Source organism: Bradyrhizobium sp. LB8.2, from assembly GCF_040548035.1.
Taxonomy (GTDB): Bacteria; Pseudomonadota; Alphaproteobacteria; order Rhizobiales; family Xanthobacteraceae; genus Bradyrhizobium.
On the sequence record NZ_JBEPQV010000014.1, the window covers coordinates 98,671 to 117,011 of the forward strand.

19 protein-coding genes are annotated in these 18,341 nt (G+C 63.9%); all 19 read left to right on the forward strand.

What is annotated here, in order from left to right; translation table 11 throughout:
- Positions 1-2: 2 nt before the first annotated feature.
- The 19 genes from ABIB06_RS18655 (at position 3) to ABIB06_RS18745 (ending at position 18,309) form a co-directional block, all read left to right on the forward strand.
- A complete protein-coding gene (locus tag ABIB06_RS18655) occupies positions 3-617 on the forward strand; it encodes an NADH-quinone oxidoreductase subunit C (protein WP_354049587.1) in 615 nt (204 codons plus the stop codon).
- A 2-nt stretch (positions 618-619) separates the two neighbouring features.
- The gene (locus ABIB06_RS18660; RefSeq protein ID WP_247349318.1) at positions 620-1,816 is read left to right on the forward strand and encodes an NADH-quinone oxidoreductase subunit D; all 1,197 of its coding nucleotides are present in this window, start codon (positions 620-622) and stop codon (positions 1,814-1,816) included.
- Positions 1,816-2,778, forward strand: a complete 963-nt coding sequence (locus ABIB06_RS18665; RefSeq protein WP_354049586.1) for an FkbM family methyltransferase — start codon at positions 1,816-1,818, stop codon at positions 2,776-2,778. Before ABIB06_RS18660 ends, ABIB06_RS18665 begins: the two co-directional genes overlap by 1 nt.
- Positions 2,779-2,790: 12 nt before the next feature.
- Positions 2,791-3,402, forward strand: a complete 612-nt coding sequence (gene nuoE / locus ABIB06_RS18670) for an NADH-quinone oxidoreductase subunit NuoE (RefSeq protein ID WP_247349315.1) — start codon at positions 2,791-2,793, stop codon at positions 3,400-3,402.
- A complete protein-coding gene (locus ABIB06_RS18675) occupies positions 3,402-3,608 on the forward strand; it encodes a hypothetical protein (protein ID WP_247447331.1) in 207 nt (68 codons plus the stop codon). The genes nuoE and ABIB06_RS18675 overlap by 1 nt, the downstream gene beginning before the upstream one ends.
- Before the next feature lie 15 nt (positions 3,609-3,623).
- Positions 3,624-4,949, forward strand: coding sequence for an NADH-quinone oxidoreductase subunit NuoF (nuoF, locus tag ABIB06_RS18680; RefSeq protein ID WP_247447332.1), 1,326 nt, complete (start codon positions 3,624-3,626; stop codon positions 4,947-4,949).
- Between the two features lie 5 nt (positions 4,950-4,954).
- Entirely contained in the window at positions 4,955-7,030 is a 2,076-nt protein-coding gene (gene nuoG, locus ABIB06_RS18685; RefSeq protein ID WP_354049585.1) for an NADH-quinone oxidoreductase subunit NuoG, read from the forward strand.
- Between the two features lie 4 nt (positions 7,031-7,034).
- Positions 7,035-8,102 (forward strand): NADH-quinone oxidoreductase subunit NuoH, encoded by a 1,068-nt coding sequence (nuoH, locus tag ABIB06_RS18690; protein WP_007603555.1) that lies wholly within the window; start codon positions 7,035-7,037, stop codon positions 8,100-8,102.
- 14 nt (positions 8,103-8,116) lie between these two features.
- The gene (nuoI, locus tag ABIB06_RS18695) at positions 8,117-8,605 is read left to right on the forward strand and encodes an NADH-quinone oxidoreductase subunit NuoI (RefSeq protein ID WP_247349480.1); all 489 of its coding nucleotides are present in this window, start codon (positions 8,117-8,119) and stop codon (positions 8,603-8,605) included.
- 9 nt (positions 8,606-8,614) lie between these two features.
- Complete coding sequence (locus ABIB06_RS18700; protein WP_007610978.1) at positions 8,615-9,253, forward strand: NADH-quinone oxidoreductase subunit J; 639 nt, start codon at positions 8,615-8,617, stop codon at positions 9,251-9,253.
- Positions 9,250-9,558: an NADH-quinone oxidoreductase subunit NuoK gene (gene nuoK / locus ABIB06_RS18705; protein WP_015685769.1), complete on the forward strand. Its 309-nt coding sequence runs from the start codon at positions 9,250-9,252 to the stop codon at positions 9,556-9,558. The genes ABIB06_RS18700 and nuoK overlap by 4 nt, the downstream gene beginning before the upstream one ends.
- Positions 9,559-9,623: 65 nt before the next feature.
- Positions 9,624-11,723 carry an NADH-quinone oxidoreductase subunit L gene (gene nuoL, locus ABIB06_RS18710; RefSeq protein WP_354049584.1) on the forward strand — a complete coding sequence of 700 codons (2,100 nt, stop codon included), beginning with the start codon at positions 9,624-9,626 and terminating at the stop codon, positions 11,721-11,723.
- Entirely contained in the window at positions 11,724-13,232 is a 1,509-nt protein-coding gene (locus tag ABIB06_RS18715; RefSeq protein WP_247447335.1) for an NADH-quinone oxidoreductase subunit M, read from the forward strand.
- 22 nt (positions 13,233-13,254) lie between these two features.
- Positions 13,255-14,691: an NADH-quinone oxidoreductase subunit NuoN gene (gene nuoN, locus ABIB06_RS18720; RefSeq protein ID WP_354049583.1), complete on the forward strand. Its 1,437-nt coding sequence runs from the start codon at positions 13,255-13,257 to the stop codon at positions 14,689-14,691.
- A gap of 1 nt (position 14,692) precedes the next feature.
- Positions 14,693-15,499 (forward strand): biotin--[acetyl-CoA-carboxylase] ligase, encoded by an 807-nt coding sequence (locus ABIB06_RS18725; RefSeq protein ID WP_354049582.1) that lies wholly within the window; start codon positions 14,693-14,695, stop codon positions 15,497-15,499.
- Positions 15,499-17,169, forward strand: coding sequence for a ribonuclease J (locus tag ABIB06_RS18730; RefSeq protein WP_247447338.1), 1,671 nt, complete (start codon positions 15,499-15,501; stop codon positions 17,167-17,169). Before ABIB06_RS18725 ends, ABIB06_RS18730 begins: the two co-directional genes overlap by 1 nt.
- A gap of 69 nt (positions 17,170-17,238) precedes the next feature.
- Complete coding sequence (gene mce / locus ABIB06_RS18735) at positions 17,239-17,643, forward strand: methylmalonyl-CoA epimerase (protein ID WP_354049581.1); 405 nt, start codon at positions 17,239-17,241, stop codon at positions 17,641-17,643.
- 10 nt (positions 17,644-17,653) lie between these two features.
- On the forward strand, positions 17,654-17,929 hold the full coding sequence (locus ABIB06_RS18740; RefSeq protein ID WP_247349302.1) for a DUF1467 family protein: 276 nt from the start codon (positions 17,654-17,656) through the stop codon (positions 17,927-17,929).
- A 32-nt stretch (positions 17,930-17,961) separates the two neighbouring features.
- Entirely contained in the window at positions 17,962-18,309 is a 348-nt protein-coding gene (locus tag ABIB06_RS18745) for a hypothetical protein (protein ID WP_354049580.1), read from the forward strand.
- Positions 18,310-18,341: the final 32 nt, after the last annotated feature.

The window sequence follows — 18,341 nt, forward strand, 5'->3', positions numbered from 1 at the left end:
TCATGGACGACGCCAAGCTCGACGCCCTGGGGCAGACGATCGTTAGCGCGCTTCCGGGCGCTGCCATCGGTCATTCGGTGGCCTTCAACCAGCTCACGGTCGATGTCGAAGCCAGCAAGATCGTCGAGGTGGTCAAGTACCTCCGCGACGACCCGAACTGCCGGTTCATCAACTTCACCGACATCACGGCGGTGGACTATCCTTCGCGCGCAAAACGCTTCGACGTGATCTATCACTTCCTGTCACCGGCCCTGAATGCGCGGATCCGGCTCAAGGCCCAGGCCGACGAGACCACGCAGGTGCCGTCGCTGATCGAGGTGTTCCCGGGCGCCGACTGGTTCGAGCGCGAAGCCTACGACCTCTATGGCGTGTTCTTCGTCGGCCACCCCGACATGCGCCGCCTCCTGACCGACTATGGCTTCGAGGGCCATCCGCTGCGCAAGGACTTCCCGACCACCGGTTTCGTCGAGGTCCGCTACGACGACCAGGAGAAGCGGGTGGTGTACGAGCCGGTCAGGCTCAACCAGGAATTCCGCAAGTTCGACTTTTTGTCTCCGTGGGAGGGCGCCGACTATCCGGTCCTTCCGGGCGATGAAAAAGCAGGGCCGAAGGTCTGAACATGAACGAGCAACCCGAAAACCTTCGCAACTTTACGATCAACTTCGGTCCGCAGCATCCGGCGGCGCATGGCGTGCTGCGTCTGGTGCTGGAGCTTGACGGCGAAGTCGTCGCCCGCGTCGACCCGCATATCGGCCTGCTTCACCGCGGCACCGAAAAACTGATCGAGCAGAAGACCTATCTCCAGGCGATCCCTTATTTCGACCGCCTCGACTACGTCGCGCCGATGAACCAGGAGCATGCCTTCTGCATGGCCGCGGAAAAGCTGCTCGGCATCGAGGTGCCGCGCCGCGCTCAGTTGATCCGCGTGCTCTATTGCGAGATCGGCCGCATTCTGTCGCATTTGCTCAACGTCACCACGCAGGCGATGGACGTCGGCGCGCTGACCCCGCCGCTGTGGGGCTTTGAAGAGCGCGAAAAGCTGATGGTGTTCTACGAGCGCGCCTCCGGCAGCCGCATGCACGCAGCCTACTTCCGCGTCGGCGGCGTGCATCAGGACCTGCCGCAGAAGCTGGTCGACGACATCGACACCTGGTGCGATCCGTTCCTGAAGGTGGTCGAAGATCTCGATCGGCTGCTCACCGCCAATCGCATCTTCAAGCAGCGCAACGTCGACATCGGCGTGGTGTCGCTGAAGGAAGCCTGGGAGTGGGGCTTCTCGGGCGTGATGGTGCGCGGCTCGGGCGCCGCCTGGGATCTGCGCAAGTCGCAGCCCTATGAGTGCTACGCCGAGATGGATTTCGACATTCCGATCGGCAAGAACGGCGACTGCTACGACCGCTATCTGATCCGCATGGAAGAGATGCGCCAGTCCGTGCGCATCATGAAGCAGTGCATCCAGAAGCTGAACGCAGCCGAAGGAAAAGGCCCGGTCGTCGTCGAAGACAACAAGGTTGCTCCGCCGCGCCGTGGCGAGATGAAGCGCTCGATGGAAGCGCTGATCCATCACTTCAAGCTCTACACCGAAGGCGTCCACGTACCGGCCGGTGAGATCTATGCCGCGGTCGAGGCGCCCAAGGGCGAGTTCGGTGTCTATCTCGTCTCCGATGGCTCCAACAAGCCTTACAAGTGCAAGATCCGCGCGCCGGGCTTTGCGCATCTCCAGGCCATGGACCACATCTGCCGCGGCCATCTGCTCGCCGACGTCTCGGCCATCCTCGGCTCGCTCGACATCGTGTTCGGAGAGGTCGATCGGTGATGGCGCAGGTGCCAATCCAGTTTGACCGTGCCTCGGGGGCCCTTGAAGGGGCCAACCTGTGGGAGCGGACGGCTGCCTTGGCGCTGGTGACGGGATCGAAGATCTCGTCGCACTTCTCGCATATGGGCTACATCGCCTGCGCGAACCTGCTGCGGAAGACGCTGACCGAGCGCAACATCGCGATCAAGCTCAACCCCGACGCTGTGTTCGAATTCCCGTACGGCGACGGTTACTGGAGCAAGCTGCTCAATCGCTCCTACAATTACGAGGACGAACTGGAGCTGTTGTTCGCCGACTCCATCGACGTCGACTACACGCTGCTCGATTGCGGCGCCAATTACGGCTATTGGTCGGTGCTGGTGTCGAGCAAGCCGTTCGGCTCGCACATGGCGATTGCGATCGAGCCGTCGGGCCAGAACTATCCGAAGCTCGCCAACAACGCCCGCGTCAACGGCAATCGCTTCGAGACCATGAAATGCGCGATCGGCGCGGCCCGCGGCACTGCGCGACTGTCCGGCACCAAGCACGAGGCCTTCAGCATTGCCGGCGGTGCATCGGCGGGCGGCGAGGACGTGCCTGTGATCGCGCTCGACAATCTCATCGACGACGGCAAGGTTGCCGCCAGCGGCAGGTACCTGATCAAGCTTGACGTCGAGGGCGTCGAGATCGAGGCGATCAAGGGCGGCGCCCGGCTGCTCCAGGCCGACAGCGTCATCATGTGCGAAGAGCACGGCAGCGACCGCTCGCATGCGGTGTCGCGCTACATCCTTGAACACACCCCGCTGAAGCTGATCGTGTTCGATCCGCGCAGCAACCGGATGGAGACCGTGACCGAACTGTCGATCCTCGATCGCATCAAGGTCTCGACCCACGTCGGCTACAACGTTTTCGGCACCGCAAGCGCATTCTGGCAGGACAGGATCGAAGCCCTGAATGCCAAAACCGCGCGCCGCATGCAGTGAGAGATTGAAGAGATGTCCGTTCGCCGATTAGCACCGAAGGAAGTCCAGCCCGCGAGCTTTGCGTTGACGGAGGAGAACCTCGCGTTTGCCAAGCAGCAGATCGCGAAATATCCGGCCGGACGCCAGGCTTCGGCGGTCATCGCCATCCTCTGGCGGGCGCAGGAGCAGCACGACGGCTGGGTCTCGGAAGCCGCCATCCGCGTCGTCGCCGACATGCTCGACATGCCCTATATCCGCGTGCTCGAGGTCGCGACCTTCTACACGATGTTCCAGCTGGCCCCCGTCGGCAAGAAGGCCCACGTCCAGGTCTGCGGCACCACGCCGTGCCGCCTGCGCGGCGCCGAGGATCTGATCCACGTCTGCGAGCACCGCATCCATCACGAGCCCTTCCATCTCTCCAAGGACGGCAATTTCAGCTGGGAAGAGGTGGAGTGCCTCGGTGCCTGCGTGAACGCGCCGATGGTGCTGATCGGCAAGGACACCTATGAGGATTTGACCAAGGAAAGCTTCGGCAAGGTGCTCGACGGCTTTGCTTCGGGCAATCCGCCCAAGCCCGGCCCGCAGAACGGCCGCCAGTTCTCGGCGCCGACGGGCGGGCCGACCACACTTAAGGAGGTCACCTGATGCGTGATCTCTCGTCGCCAGTCGTTGAAGGGAGCAGTGTTGTGAAGAAGTGGGGCTTCATCGCAATGCATTCCGCCGCGGCGGCCACGTTCATTTTCCTGCTTCAGCGCTTCGCCCTGAACGCGCCGCTGGAATCCAGTCTGCTCTGGGCGTTGACCTTCGCCGTCTGCGCCGCCGGGCTTGCCTACAAGCAAGCCAACCGTTGATCGGAAAGCACTGACATGCTCGAGGACAAGGACCGCATCTTCAAGAACCTCTACGGCCTCCATGATTGGGGGCTCGAGGGCGCGCGGCGCCGCGGCGCCTGGGATGGTACGAAGAACATCATCGACAAGGGCCGTGACTGGATCATCAACGAGATGAAGGCGTCGGGGCTGCGCGGCCGCGGTGGCGCCGGCTTCCCGACCGGCCTGAAATGGTCGTTCATGCCGAAGGAATCGACCGACGGCCGGCCGAGCTATCTCGTCGTCAACGCCGACGAATCCGAGCCCGGCACCTGCAAGGACCGCGAGATCATGCGGCACGATCCGCACCTCCTGATCGAGGGCTGCCTGATCGCGAGCTGCGCGATGAACGCGCATGCCTGCTACATCTATGTCCGCGGCGAGTTCATCCGCGAGCGCGAGCATCTCCAGGCGGCGATCGACCAGGCCTACGAGGCCAAGCTGGTCGGCAAGGACAACGTCAACGGCTGGCCGTTCGACATCTACGTCGCCCACGGCGCCGGCGCTTATATCTGCGGCGAGGAAACCGCGCTGCTCGAGAGCCTCGAAGGCAAGAAGGGCCAGCCGCGTCTGAAGCCGCCGTTCCCGGCGAATGTCGGCCTGTACGGCTGCCCGACCACCGTCAACAACGTCGAGTCGATCGCGGTCGCGCCGGACATTCTGCGCCGAGGCGCGGCGTGGTTCGCCGGCATCGGCCGTCCGAACAACGTCGGCACGAAGCTGTTCTGCATCTCCGGCCATGTCGAGCGGCCCTGCAACGTCGAAGAGGCCATGGGCATTCCGTTCCGTGAGCTGATCGAGAAGCATTGCGGCGGCATCCGCGGCGGCTGGGACAACCTCAAGGCCGTGATCCCCGGCGGCTCCTCGGTGCGCATGGTGCCGGCCGAGCAGATCATCGACACGCCGATGGATTTCGACTCGTTGAGCAAGCTGCGCTCGGGCCTCGGCACCGCGGCCGTGATCGTGATGGACAAGTCGACCGATTTGATCCGCGCCATCGCCCGCATTTCCTATTTCTACAAGCATGAGAGCTGCGGCCAGTGCACGCCGTGCCGCGAGGGCACCGGCTGGATGTGGCGCGTCTTGAGCCGCATGGCCGACGGCCGCGCCCACAAGCGCGAAATCGACATGCTGCTGGAGGTCACCAAGCAGGTCGAAGGCCACACCATCTGCGCGCTTGGCGACGCGGCGGCGTGGCCGATCCAGGGCCTGATCGCGCATTTCCGTCATGAGATCGAAGCGCGCATCGACCAGTATTCGCATAAGGCCGACATCGACGATGCCGGCGTCCGCGATCCCGTGAACATGGTCGCGGCGGAGTAGAGAGAATGACCAAGCTCATCATCGACGGCAAAGAGATCGATGTCCCCGCCGAATACACGCTGCTTCAGGCGTGCGAGGCGGCCGGCGCCGAGATTCCGCGCTTCTGCTATCACGAGCGGCTGTCGATCGCCGGCAATTGCCGGATGTGCCTCGTCGAGGTGAAGGGCGGCCCGAAGCCGGTCGCAAGCTGCGCCTGGGGCGTGCGCGATTGCCGTCCGGGTCCCAAGGGCGAGCCGCCGGAAATCTCCACGCGTTCGCCGATGGTGAAGAAGGCGCGCGAAGGCGTGATGGAATTCCTTCTCATCAACCATCCGCTGGACTGCCCGATCTGCGACCAGGGTGGCGAGTGCGATCTGCAGGACCAGGCGATGGGCTATGGTGTCGACACCAGCCGCTTCGCCGAGAACAAGCGCGCGGTCGAGGACAAATATCTCGGCGCGCTTGTCAAGACCTCGATGAACCGCTGCATCCAGTGCACCCGCTGCGTCCGCTTCTCGGCGGAAGTGGCCGGCGCCCCTGAAATGGGCGCGACCGGCCGCGGCGAGGACATGGAGATCACGACCTATCTCGAGCACGCGCTGACGTCGGAGTTGCAGGGCAATCTGGTTGACATCTGCCCGGTGGGTGCGCTGACCTCGAAGCCTTATGCTTTCGCCGCACGCCCGTGGGAGCTCGGCAAGACCCAGTCGATCGACGTGACGGACGGCATCGGATCCGCGATCCGCGTCGACACCCGCGGCCGCGAAGTGATGCGTATCCTGCCGCGCATCAACGAGGCCGTGAACGAGGAGTGGATCTCGGACAAGACCCGCCACGTCGTCGACGGCCTGCGCACCCAGCGCCTCGACCGGCCCTATATCCGCGAAGCCGGCAAGCTGCGGGCGACAAGCTGGCCCGAAGCCTTTGCCGCGATCGCCGCGAAGGCGGCGCGCACCGACGGCAAGCGCATCGGCGCGATCGCGGGCGACCTCGCCGGCATCGAGGAGATGTTCGCGCTGAAGGACCTGCTGGCCAAATACGGCTCGGGCAATCTGGCGGTGCAGGGCGGCGACGCCTTCGACCCCGCGCTCGGCCGCGGCTCCTACATCTTCAATCCGACGCTGGTGGGCGTCGAGCAGGCCGACGCGCTGCTGATCATCGGCGCCAATCCGCGGAAAGAGGCGGCCGTGTTCAATGCCCGCATCCGCAAGCGCTGGCGCGCCGGCGGCTTCAAGGTCGGCGTGATCGGCGCCAAGGACGACCTGACCTACGATTATGACCATCTCGGCGCGGGCACCGAGACGCTCGGTGAACTCGCGGCCGGCAAGCACTCCTTCATGGACGTGCTGAAGAACGCCAAGAACCCGATCATCCTGGTCGGTGCGGGCGCGGCCTCGCGCCACGACGGCGCTGCTATTCTCGCCGCCGCCGCCAAGCTTGCGCTCGACGTCGGCGCGCTCAAGGACGGCTGGAACGGCTTTGGCGTACTGCATGAGAGCGCTTCGCGCGTCGGTGCGCTGGATATCGGCTTTGTCGCCGGTCAGGGCGGGCTTAACGTGGCGCAGATGACGACGTTCGGGACGCTCGACCTGCTGTTTCTGCTCGGCGCCGACGAGATCAAGCCGTCGGACGGCACCTTCGTCGTCTATATCGGCACCCACGGCGACCGCGGCGCGCATCGCGCCGACGTGATCCTGCCGGCAGCCGCCTATACCGAGAAGTCCGCGATCTACGTCAACACCGAAGGCCGCGTGCAGATGACCGGCCGCGCCGCGTTCCCGCCGGGCGAGGCCCGCGAGGACTGGGCGATTGTCCGCGCGCTGTCGGAGGCGCTCGGCAAGAAGCTCGGCTACGACTCGCTTTCGGCCCTGCGCCAGGCAATCTTCAAGGCCGTGCCGCATCTAATCCGTCTCGACCAGATCGAGGCCGGCTCCGCCGACCAGATCAAGAAACTCGCGGGCAAGGGCGGCACGATGGAGAAGGCGCCGTTCAAGCCGCTGGTCGAGGACTTCTATTTGACCAACCCAATCGCGCGTGCGTCCGCCGTGATGGCGGAGTGTTCGCGGCTTGCCTCCGGGCAGATGCTGACCGCAGCGGAGTGAGCTGATGGAATTCTTCGAAAGCGCATTCTGGACCGGGTTCCTCTGGCCGCTGATCATCATGATCGCGGAGAGCGTCCTGGTGCTGGTCGTCCTGCTGGTGGCGATCGCCTACATCCTGCTCGCCGACCGCAAGATCTGGGCGGCGGTGCAGATACGCCGCGGCCCGAACGTTGTCGGTCCCTGGGGGCTGTTGCAGTCCTTCGCCGATCTCCTGAAGTTCGTGCTGAAGGAGCCGATCATTCCGTCCGGCGCCAACAAGGGCGTGTTCCTTCTTGCTCCCTTGGTGTCGTGCGTGCTCGCGCTCGCCGCGTGGGCGGTGATCCCGACTAATCTCGGCTGGGTGATTTCCGACATCAATGTCGGCGTCCTCTTCATCTTCGCGATCTCGTCGCTGTCGATCTACGGCATCATCATGGCGGGCTGGTCGTCGAACTCGAAGTACCCGTTCCTGGCGGCGCTGCGCTCGGCGGCGCAGATGGTGTCGTATGAAGTCTCGATCGGCTTCGTCATCATCACGGTGCTGCTCTGCGCCGGCACGCTGAACCTCTCGGCCGTGGTCGAAGCCCAGCATGTCCGCGGCCTCGCCAGCCTGATCGGGTTGCCGCAGCTCACCATCCTGAACTGGTATGTCTGGCCGCTGTTTCCGATGTTCGTGATCTTCTACGTCTCGGCGCTGGCGGAAACCAACCGTCCGCCGTTCGACCTGGTCGAAGCGGAATCCGAGCTCGTGGCCGGCTTCATGGTCGAATACGGCTCGACGCCGTATCTGCTGTTCATGCTCGGCGAGTATGTCGCGATTGCCACGATGTGCGCGATGGCGACGATCCTGTTCCTCGGAGGCTGGCTGCCGCCGGTGGACCTCCCGCCCTTCAACTGGGTGCCGGGGATCATCTGGTTCTCGCTGAAACTGTTTTTCATGTTCTTCCTGTTCGCGATGGCCAAGGCGATCGTGCCGCGCTACCGCTACGATCAACTGATGCGCCTCGGCTGGAAAGTGTTCCTGCCGCTGTCGCTGGCGATGGTGATCGTGGTGGCCGGAGTGCTGCACTTCGCCGGCATCGCGCCGAAGTGAGGGCCGTCATGGGTATCAACATCAACGCCACTGCACGCTCGCTTCTGCTGTCGGAATTCGTCTCGGCGTTCTTCCTCGCCATGCGCTATTTCTTCCAGCCGAAACCGACACTGAACTATCCGTTCGAGAAGGGCCCGATCTCGCCGCGCTTCCGCGGCGAGCACGTGCTGCGCCGCTATCCGAATGGTGAAGAGCGCTGCATCGCCTGCAAGCTCTGCGAAGCGGTGTGCCCGGCGCAGGCCATCACCATCGAGGCCGGCCCGCGGCGCAACGACGGCACCCGCCGTACCGTGCGCTACGACATCGACATGGTGAAGTGCATCTATTGCGGCCTCTGCCAGGAGTCCTGTCCGGTCGATGCGATCGTCGAAGGCCCGAACTTCGAGTTCGCGACCGAGACCCGCGAGGAACTGTTCTATGACAAGGCCAAGCTGCTCGCCAACGGCGACCGCTGGGAACGCGAGATCGCAAAAGCGATCGAGCTCGACGCGCCGTACCGGTGAGATGAGAGCATGATCCTTCCCGCGCTGTTCTTCTATCTCTTCGCCGGCGTCTGCGTCGCCTCGGCGGTGATGGTGATTGTCTCGCGCAATCCCGTGCACTCCGTGCTGTACCTGATCCTGGCCTTCGTCAACGCCTCCGGCCTGTTCGTGCTGATGGGCGCCGAATTCCTGGCGATGATCTTGATCGTCGTCTACGTCGGCGCCGTCGCCGTGCTGTTCCTGTTCGTGATCATGATGCTCGACGTCGATTTCCTCGAGCTGCGCGAGGGCTTCATCGAGTACCTGCCGGTAGGGCTCGTGATCGGCGGCATCTTCCTGTTCGAGCTGCTGCTCACGGTCGGCTTCTGGGTCATCAACCCGGGCGTCGCCAAGACGATCACGGCGGCGATCCCGACCAATGTCTCGAACACCGAGGCGCTCGGCCTGGTGCTTTATACGAAGTACATCCACTACTTCCAGCTCTCGGGCATGGTGCTGCTGGTCGCCATGATCGGCGCCATCGTGCTGACGCTGCGGCACAAGGCGAGCGTCAAGCGGCAGGACATCAACGTTCAGAACGCCCGCACGCCCGAAATTGCGATGGCGATACGCAAGGTGGCGCCGGGGCAGGGGCTCCAGGACTCTGACGCGGCGGAGTGGGTGAAATGACGATCGGGCTCGGACACTATCTTGCGGTCGGCGCGATCCTGTTCACGCTCGGGATCCTCGGCATCTTCCTGAACCGCAAGAACATCATCGTCATCCTGATGTCGATCGAGCTGATCCTGCTCGCGGTCAACATCAACCTCGTGGCGTTCTCGACCTTCCTCGGCGATATCGTTGGGCAGGTCTTCGCGCTTCTTGTGCTCACCGTCGCGGCCGCCGAAGCCGCGATCGGTCTCGCCATCCTGGTGGTCTATTTCCGCAACCGCGGCTCGATCGCGGTTGAGGACGTCAATCTGATGAAGGGCTAACGCGCATGATCCGGAAAAGTGGATACCGGTTTTCCGGTCAGATCATGCGCAAAGAGAAATAAGTCATGGTCCAGGCAATCGTCTTTCTGCCTCTGCTGGGGGCCATTCTGGCTGGCCTGATCGCGCTGTTCGGCGCGCATGCCCGCAACCCCTCGGGCGACACGGTCGAGCACCACGATGATCACGGACACGGCGCACAGGCGCATGCGTCCGATACGATCAACGAGGATGCGTCGGTCATCCAGGAGTCCCATCACGAGCCCGGCGACGGTCACGACGACCATCACGTCTCCGAGCCGCCCGCGGCGGGCTCGCGCGGCGCCGAGCTGATCACCACGGCATTCCTGTTCGTGTCGGCGGCGCTGTCCTGGATGACGCTGGTCAACGTCGGCTTCATGCACCACGACATGCGCATTCCGCTGTTGCCGTGGATTCTCTCCGGCGATCTCCAGGTCTACTGGACGCTGCGGGTCGACACGCTCACCGCGGTGATGCTGGTGGTGGTCACCACCGTGTCCTCGCTCGTGCACCTCTATTCCATCGGCTACATGGACGAGGACCCGAACCGGCCGCGCTTCTTCGGCTATCTCAGCCTGTTCACCTTCGCCATGCTGATGCTGGTGACCGCGGACAACCTCGTGCAGCTGTTCTTCGGCTGGGAAGGCGTGGGTCTGGCGAGCTATCTCCTGATCGGCTTCTGGTACCAGAAGCCGTCGGCGAACGCGGCCGCCATCAAGGCCTTCGTGGTCAACCGCGTCGGCGATTTCGGCTTCGCGCTCGGCATTTTCGCGATCTTCCTGCTGGTCGGCTCGACCGATTTCGAGACCATCTTCCATGCAGCTCCGAGCCTGACCGGCAAGACCATCGACTTCCTCGGCTGGCACGCCGATGCGCTGACCCTGACCTGCCTGCTGCTGTTCATGGGCGCGATGGGCAAATCGGCGCAGTTCCTTCTGCACACCTGGTTGCCGGACGCGATGGAGGGCCCGACCCCGGTGTCGGCGCTGATCCACGCGGCGACCATGGTCACCGCCGGTGTGTTCATGGTGGCGCGCCTGTCGCCGCTGTTCGAGCTCGCGCCGAACGCGCAGGCCGTCGTGATGTTCTTCGGCGCCACCACGGCGTTCTTCGCGGCGACCATCGGCCTCGTCCAGAACGACATCAAGCGCATCGTCGCCTACTCGACCTGTTCGCAGCTCGGCTACATGTTCGTGGCGATGGGAGCAGGGGCCTATTCGGTCGGCATGTTCCATTTGTTCACGCATGCCTTCTTCAAGGCGCTCTTGTTCTTGGGCTCCGGCTCGGTGATCTACGCGATGCATCACGAGCAGGACATCCGCAACATGGGCGGCCTCTGGCGCAAGATCCCCTACACCTACGCGGTGATGGTGGTCGGCACGCTCGCGCTCACCGGCTTCCCGCTGACCGCCGGCTATTTCTCCAAGGACGCGATCATCGAGTCCGCCTACGCCTCGCACAATCCGTTCGCGATGTACGGCTTCGTGATGACGGTCGTCGCGGCCGGCCTGACCTCGTTCTATTCGTGGCGCCTGATCTTCAAGACCTTCCACGGCGAGCCCCATGACGAGCATCACTATGAGGCTGCGCATGAAGCGCCGATCTGGATGCTGATCCCGATCGGCGTGCTCGCGGTCGGCTCCATCTCGGCCGGCTTCCCGTTCAAGGAGCTGTTCGCCGGTCACGGCATCGAGGAGTTCTTCCGCGAGTCCGTGAAGATGAACCCGCACATCATCGAGGGGATGCACCACATCCCCGAGACCATCGCCTTCCTGCCGACGGTGATGATGGTGCTGGGCTTCCTGGTGTCGTACCTGTTCTACATCCGCCGGCCCTATCTGCCGGTCGAGCTCGCGAAAACGCAGCCGATGCTGTACAAGTTCCTGCTCAACAAATGGTACTTCGACGAGCTCTACGATCTCATCTTTGTCCGTCCGGCGAAGTGGATCGGCTATCAGCTCTGGAAGAAGGGCGACGGCTTCATCATCGACGGCCTCGGCCCCGACGGCATCTCGGCCCGCGTGCTGGATGTCACCCACAACGTCGTGAAGATCCAGACCGGCTATCTCTACCACTACGCGTTCGCCATGCTGATCGGTGCCGCCGGCCTGATCACTTGGTTCATGTTCGGCCTTGGAGGCCAGTAAATGACGACCTGGCCAATTCTATCCGTCACGACGTTCCTGCCGCTGGTCGGCGCGCTGATCGTCTATCTCAGCCGCGGTGATGACGAGGCGGCCCGGCGCAACTCGCGCTGGATCGCGCTCTGGACCACGCTGATCACCTTCGCGGTATCGGTGATCCTGGTCATGCGGTTCGACGCGTCGAACGCCGACTTCCAGTTCGTCGAGAAGGCGAACTGGCTCGCCACCGGCATCACCTATCACATGGGCGTGGACGGCATTTCGCTGCCGCTGGTGATCCTGACCACCGCCATCATGCCGTTCTGCATCATCGCGAGCTGGAAGGCGATCACCAACCGCGTCCGCGAATACATGATGGCGTTCCTGATCCTGGAAACGCTGATGATCGGCACCTTCTCGGCGCTCGATCTCGTGCTGTTCTATCTGTTCTTCGAAGGCGGCCTGATCCCGATGTTCCTGATCATCGGGGTCTGGGGCGGTCCGCGCCGGGTCTACGCGTCCTTCAAGTTCTTCCTCTACACGCTGCTCGGCTCGGTCCTGATGCTGCTCGCCATCATGGCGCTGTACTGGAACGGCGGCACCACCGACATCCCGACCCTGATGCACACGGCCGTGCCGCGCTCGTTGCAGACCTGGGCCTGGCTGGCCTTCTTCGCCTCGTTCGCGGTGAAGATGCCGATGTGGCCGGTACACACTTGGCTCCCCGACGCGCACGTCGAGGCGCCGACCGCAGGCTCCGTGGTCCTCGCCGCGATCCTGCTGAAGATGGGCGGCTATGGCTTCCTGCGCTTCTCGCTGCCGATGTTCCCCTTGGCGTCGCATGATTTCGCGCCGCTTGTGTTCACGCTCTCCGCCATCGCCATCATCTACACCTCGCTGGTGGCGCTGATGCAGGAGGACATGAAGAAGCTGATTGCGTACTCCTCAGTGGCGCATATGGGCTTCGTTACCATGGGCATCTTTGCCGGCACGATGCAGGGCGTCGCCGGCGGCGTGTTCCAGATGATCTCGCACGGCATCGTCTCCGGCGCGCTGTTCCTCTGCGTCGGCATCGTCTACGACCGCATGCATACCCGCGACATCGCGGCCTATGGCGGCCTCGTCAACCGGATGCCGCTCTACGCGCTGACCTTCATGGTCTTCACCATGGCCAATGTCGGTCTGCCCGGCACTTCCGGCTTCGTCGGCGAGTTCATGACGCTGCTCGGCACCTTCAAGGTCTCGATCCCGACCGCGTTCTTCGCCACCTTCGGCGTGATCCTGTCGGCCTGCTACGCGCTCTGGCTTTACCGCAAGGTGGTGTTCGGAGCGCTGGTCAAGCCGTCGCTGATGAGCATGAAGGATCTCACCTTCCGGGAGTGCCTGATGCTGTTCCCGCTGATCGCGCTGACGATCCTGTTCGGCATCTACCCGAAGCCGGTGCTCGACATGTCGGCGGCCTCGGTCCAGCAACTCGTCAACAATTACAACACCGCTGTGACGGCCGTGAAGGCCGCCGCACTGCTCCAGTGAGCGGGCAGGTCAGGATATCGCCATGAGCTTTGAGACTGCAGGTTATCAACTGGCGCCGGTGCTGCCCGAGCTCGTGCTCGCAATCGGCGCCATGGCGCTGCTGATGCTCGGCGCCTATCGCGGGCAGGAGACCACCAAGACGGTCACGACGCTTGCGGTGCTGCTCCTGATCGTGGTGGGCGTGCTCGAATACATGCTGCCCGCGGGCAAGCAGGTGACCTTCGGCGGCAGCTTCATCGTCGATGATTTTGCCCGCTTCATGAAGATACTGGCCCTGATCGGCTCGGCGGTGACGCTGGTGCTGTCGACCGAGTTCCTGTCCGACCCGTCGCGCCGCATCTTCGAATACGCGATCCTGGTGCTGCTCTCGACTCTCGGCATGATGGTGCTGATCTCGGCCGGCGATCTGATATCGCTCTATCTCGGCCTCGAATTGATGTCGCTCGCGCTCTACGTCGTGGCGACCTCGAACCGCGACAACGCCAAGTCGACCGAAGCCGGTCTGAAGTACTTCGTGCTCGGCGCGCTATCCTCGGGCATGCTGCTGTACGGTTCCTCTCTGATCTATGGCTTCACCGGTACTGTGACCTTCACCGGCATCGCGGCGGCCGCGACCGTCTCGAATGTCGGCCTGGTGTTCGGCCTGGTGTTCCTGCTCGCCGGCCTCTGCTTCAAGGTCTCGGCGGTCCCGTTCCACATGTGGACGCCTGACGTCTACGAGGGCGCGCCGACCCCGGTCACCGCCTTCTTCGCCTCGGCGCCGAAGGTCGCCGCGCTCGCGGTCTTCACCCGCGTCACGCTCACCGCATTCCCGGGCATCGTCTCGCAGTGGCAGCAGATCCTGGTGTTCGTGGCAATCGCCTCGATGGCGCTGGGCTCGTTCGCCGCGATCGGCCAGAGCAACATCAAGCGCCTGATGGCCTATTCCTCGATCGGCCACATGGGCTTTGCCCTGGTCGGTCTTGCCGCAGGCACGGTCGAGGGCGCGCAGGGCGTCTTGATGTACATCGTGATCTATGTCGCGATGACGCTCGGTTCGTTCTCGGTCATCCTGGCCATGAAGCGCAACGGCCAGCCCGTCGAGCAAATCAGCGATTTCGCCGGTTTGTCGCGGACCAATCCGCTGCTCGCCTTCATGTTCGCGATGCTGCTGTTCTCGCTCGCCGGCATCCCGCCGCTCGCCGGCTTCTTTGCCAAATGGTACGTCTTCGTCGCCGCCATCAAGGCGAATTTGTTCACGCTCGCTGTCGTCGGCGTGCTGACCAGCGTGGTGGGCGCCTACTACTATCTCAGCATCGTCAAGACGATGTATTTCGACGAGCCGGCCGGGGAGGTCGATCCTGTCAGGGTCGAGGTGCGGACGGTGCTGGCGGTCGCGGGCCTGTTCAATATCCTGTTCGCCCTGTTCGCGGGTCCGGTGGTGAGCGTCGCCTCCGCCGCGGCAAAGTCGCTGTTCTAGGATGGCATTCGCGCTCGGTCCCAGCGCTCTGTCGGCGGGCTACAAGCTCGCGGCTTTCGAACGGACCGGCTCGACCAATACCGAGGCGATCGAGCACGCGAGGGGCGGCGAACGCGGCCCGATGTGGTTCGTCACGTCGGAGCAGACCGCGGGCCGTGGCCGACGTCAGCGTGCCTGGATCGCGCCAAAGGGCAACCTCGCCGCCAGCGTCCTCGAAGTCCTGGACGTTGCCCCGTCTGTCGCCGCGACGATCGGCTTTGCGGCCGGGCTGGCCGAGGAGGCCGCCCTGGAAAAGGTGAGCCTGGAGGCTGCACTGCGCCTCGGCGAGGGTCGTCCCCGCTACACCCTGAAATGGCCTAACGACGTGCTTGCCGGCGGCAAGAAGCTGGTCGGTATCGGCCTTGAGGCCGAAGCCGTCGGCGAACGCCTTGCCATCGTCGTCGGCATCGGCACCAACGTCGTCGCCGCGCCCGAGGGCACGCCCACGCCCGCGGTGTCGCTCGCCGCGCTCGGCGTCCAGATCAGCGCGGAGGAGCTGTTCTCGGCACTCTCTGACGCCTGGGTGGAGTTCCGCGGCATCTGGGACAATGGTCGCGGCTTTGCCGAGATCCGCAAACTATGGTTGGAGCGCGCCGCCGGCCTCGGCGAGCGGGTTGCGATCCACACGGGAGTGATGACGCTGGAAGGCATTTTTGACACGATCGACGACGCCGGCTGCCTGATCGTCCGCACCGCGGAGGGCCGGCGCGTGCCGGTGGCCGCGGGCGAGGTGTTCTTTGGCTCGGCCGCCTCCGTGGGAGCTGCGTGATGGCGAAGCCTGAAGAACTGGTATTTGCACCGCTCGGCGGTGTCGGCGAGATCGGCATGAATTTGTCGATCTACGGCCTCGGCAACCGCCAGCAGCGCGCCTGGCTGGCGATCGATCTCGGCGTCTCCTTCGGCGACGAGGAACATCTGCCGGGCATCGACCTGATCATGCCCGACATCAGCTTCCTGGAGAAGGAGCGCAAGAACCTGATGGGCCTGGTGCTGACTCACGCCCATGAGGACCATTTCGGCGCCATCATCGACCTGTGGCCGAGGCTGAAATGCCCGATCTATGCGACGCAGTTCAGCGCCGCGCTGTTCGAGGCCAAATGCGCCGCCGAGCGCAATGCGCCGAAGATCCCGGTGACGGTGGTGCCGTCCGGCGGGCGCGTCGATATCGGTCCGTTCAACGTCGAGTTCATCCCCGTCGCGCACTCGATTCCGGAGTCGCATGCGCTGGCGATTCACACCGAAGTCGGTACGGTGCTCCACACCGGCGACTGGAAGATCGATCCGACCCCGATCATCGGCCGCCCGACCGACGAAAAGCGGCTGCGCGAGCTGGGCGATCAGGGCCTGCTCGCCTTGATCGGCGATTCCACCAACGCCGTGCGCGACGGCCGCTCACCCTCGGAAGCCGAGGTTGCGAGATCCATCACCGAGCTCGTCAAGGCCGCCAAGGGCCGCGTCGCAGTCACGACCTTTGCTTCCAATGTCGCGCGCCTCAAGGCGGTCGCCATCGCTGCGAAGGCCGCCGACCGTGAGGTCGTCGTGGTCGGCCGCGCCATGGAGCGCGTGGTGCAGGTCGCGCGCGAGACCGGCTATCTCGACGGCGTGCAGAGTTTCCGCTCCCCCGAGGTCTACGGTCATCTGCCGCAAGACAAGGTGCTGGCGCTCTGCACCGGCAGCCAGGGCGAGCCCCGTGCCGCGCTGGCGCGCATCGCCAATGACGACCATCCCGAGATCACGCTCAACCGCGGCGATAGCGTGATCTTCTCCTCGCGCACCATTCCCGGCAACGAGAAGGCGGTCGGCGCCATCATCAATGGCCTGGTTTTACAGGGCGTGGAGGTCATCACCGACCGCGACCAGCTGGTCCATGTCTCCGGTCATCCCCGCCGCGACGAATTGCGCGACATGATCGCCTGGACCCGGCCGCAGCTCCTGATCCCCGTCCATGGCGAGGCCCTGCACCTGAACGAGCACGCCAAGCTCGCGCGTGCCGCCGGCGTGCCGCGCGTGCTGGTCTGCCGCAACGGCGACCTGGTCAAGCTCGGCCCCGGCGATCCCGGCATCATCGGGCAAGTGCCCGCGGGCCGTCTCTACAAGGACGGCACGATTCTGGAGGACTCCAAGTCCCGCGCGGTGGTCGAGCGGCGCCGCTTGGCCTTCTCCGGCTGCGCCTTCGTGGCTATCGCCATGACGCAGCAAGGCGAGCTCGTCGACGATCCCGAGGTCGATCTGATCGGCATCCCCGAGAAGAACAAAGCGGGCGAGCCCTTCGACGACATCGTCTTCGACGCCGTGGTCTCCACCATCGAAGGCCTGCCGAAGGCGCGCCGTCGCGACGCGGATGCGCTGGCTGAGTCGGTGCGACGCGCTGTCCGCTCCGTGATCAACGAACATTGGGGTAAAAAGCCCCCCTGTCTGGTACACGTGCTGACAGTATAAAGTTTGAGCATGATCTCATCGGAAAACCGCTTCACACTTTTCCGGATCATGCTCTGAGGGAGAAGAAACATGCTGGGCCGGCTCAACCATGTCGCGATTGCGACCAAGGACGCCGTCAAGGCCGCCAGGATCTATGGCGCCGCATTCGGGGCCCAGATCTCGGAGGCCGTCGCGCTGCCCGAGCATGGCGTCACCACCGTGTTCGCGACCCTGCCCAACACCAAGATCGAGTTCATCGAGCCGCTCGGCGACGCCTCGCCGATCGCAAAATTCCTGGACCGCAACGCCGACGGCGGCATCCATCATGTCTGCTACGAGGTGGTGGACATCATCGCCTCGCGCGACACGCTGGTGAAAGAGGGCGCGCGCGTGCTTGGCGACGGCGTGCCGAAGATCGGCGCCCACGGCAAGCCGGTGCTGTTCCTGCATCCGAAGGATTTTTCCGGCGCGCTGGTCGAAATCGAGCAGGCGTAAGGCCGAAGCCATGGCGATCCAGCTCTCAACCGCGCTCGCGATCTACTTCGTCATCTGGTGGATTGCACTGTTTCTGACGCTGCCGTTCGGCGTGCGCAGCCAGCACGAGGACGGCGTGGGCACGCCAGGCACCGATCCCGGCGCACCGATCCTGACCGGCATGCGGCGCAAGCTGATCTGGACCACGATCATCTCGGCCATCATCTACGGGATCGGCATAGCGGCCTATCACGCCGGCTATCTCTCGATCGAACGCCTGTCGAAATTGATGGGAATGCCGTTTTAGAATTTTTCGGTTGCGTAGGTTTGGGGGGACGAATGAATTTTCAGAGGATCGTCATCGCGCTGTTGGTGCTGATCGTCGCCGGTCTCGGTGCGATCGGCTATTTCGAGTGGAAGATGGCCGCGCAGGTGCGCACCCTGAAGGCGTTTGTCGAGGGCTACGTCTTCAACGACGCGGTGATGGCCTGCGAGCAGGCAAAGAGCTCGACGCCGTTCAAATGGAACGGGGGCAAGAGCACCTCGGTCATCGGCCTGAACTCGGTCAAGCTGGACAAATACAATGTCAGCGCCAGCTACACGCTGGTGGCGGACAACGTCTATTGCGATTACGATCCGGTCAAAAGAAAGGCCGAGATCGGCTCGAGCTTCCTGGAGCGGGAGTAGCGATCCGGCCATGACAAGCATGGGATGGGATC

What these genes read in the sequence shown, in the direction of transcription:
- nuoK (WP_015685769.1), top strand. Translation starts at nt 9,250, where the DNA reads ATGACGATCGGGCTCGGACACTATCTTGCGGTCGGCGCGATCCTGTTC.
- ABIB06_RS18665 (WP_354049586.1), top strand. Translation starts at nt 1,816, where the DNA reads ATGGCGCAGGTGCCAATCCAGTTTGACCGTGCCTCGGGGGCCCTTGAA.
- ABIB06_RS18725 (WP_354049582.1), top strand. Translation starts at nt 14,693, where the DNA reads ATGGCATTCGCGCTCGGTCCCAGCGCTCTGTCGGCGGGCTACAAGCTC.
- nuoH (WP_007603555.1), top strand. Translation starts at nt 7,035, where the DNA reads ATGGAATTCTTCGAAAGCGCATTCTGGACCGGGTTCCTCTGGCCGCTG.
- nuoG (WP_354049585.1), top strand. Translation starts at nt 4,955, where the DNA reads ATGACCAAGCTCATCATCGACGGCAAAGAGATCGATGTCCCCGCCGAA.
- ABIB06_RS18740 (WP_247349302.1), top strand. Translation starts at nt 17,654, where the DNA reads ATGGCGATCCAGCTCTCAACCGCGCTCGCGATCTACTTCGTCATCTGG.
- ABIB06_RS18745 (WP_354049580.1), top strand. Translation starts at nt 17,962, where the DNA reads ATGAATTTTCAGAGGATCGTCATCGCGCTGTTGGTGCTGATCGTCGCC.
- nuoE (WP_247349315.1), top strand. Translation starts at nt 2,791, where the DNA reads ATGTCCGTTCGCCGATTAGCACCGAAGGAAGTCCAGCCCGCGAGCTTT.
- ABIB06_RS18660 (WP_247349318.1), top strand. Translation starts at nt 620, where the DNA reads ATGAACGAGCAACCCGAAAACCTTCGCAACTTTACGATCAACTTCGGT.
- ABIB06_RS18655 (WP_354049587.1), top strand. Translation starts at nt 3, where the DNA reads ATGGACGACGCCAAGCTCGACGCCCTGGGGCAGACGATCGTTAGCGCG.
- nuoF (WP_247447332.1), top strand. Translation starts at nt 3,624, where the DNA reads ATGCTCGAGGACAAGGACCGCATCTTCAAGAACCTCTACGGCCTCCAT.
- ABIB06_RS18730 (WP_247447338.1), top strand. Translation starts at nt 15,499, where the DNA reads ATGGCGAAGCCTGAAGAACTGGTATTTGCACCGCTCGGCGGTGTCGGC.
- ABIB06_RS18715 (WP_247447335.1), top strand. Translation starts at nt 11,724, where the DNA reads ATGACGACCTGGCCAATTCTATCCGTCACGACGTTCCTGCCGCTGGTC.
- ABIB06_RS18700 (WP_007610978.1), top strand. Translation starts at nt 8,615, where the DNA reads ATGATCCTTCCCGCGCTGTTCTTCTATCTCTTCGCCGGCGTCTGCGTC.
- nuoN (WP_354049583.1), top strand. Translation starts at nt 13,255, where the DNA reads ATGAGCTTTGAGACTGCAGGTTATCAACTGGCGCCGGTGCTGCCCGAG.
- ABIB06_RS18675 (WP_247447331.1), top strand. Translation starts at nt 3,402, where the DNA reads ATGCGTGATCTCTCGTCGCCAGTCGTTGAAGGGAGCAGTGTTGTGAAG.
- nuoL (WP_354049584.1), top strand. Translation starts at nt 9,624, where the DNA reads ATGGTCCAGGCAATCGTCTTTCTGCCTCTGCTGGGGGCCATTCTGGCT.
- mce (WP_354049581.1), top strand. Translation starts at nt 17,239, where the DNA reads ATGCTGGGCCGGCTCAACCATGTCGCGATTGCGACCAAGGACGCCGTC.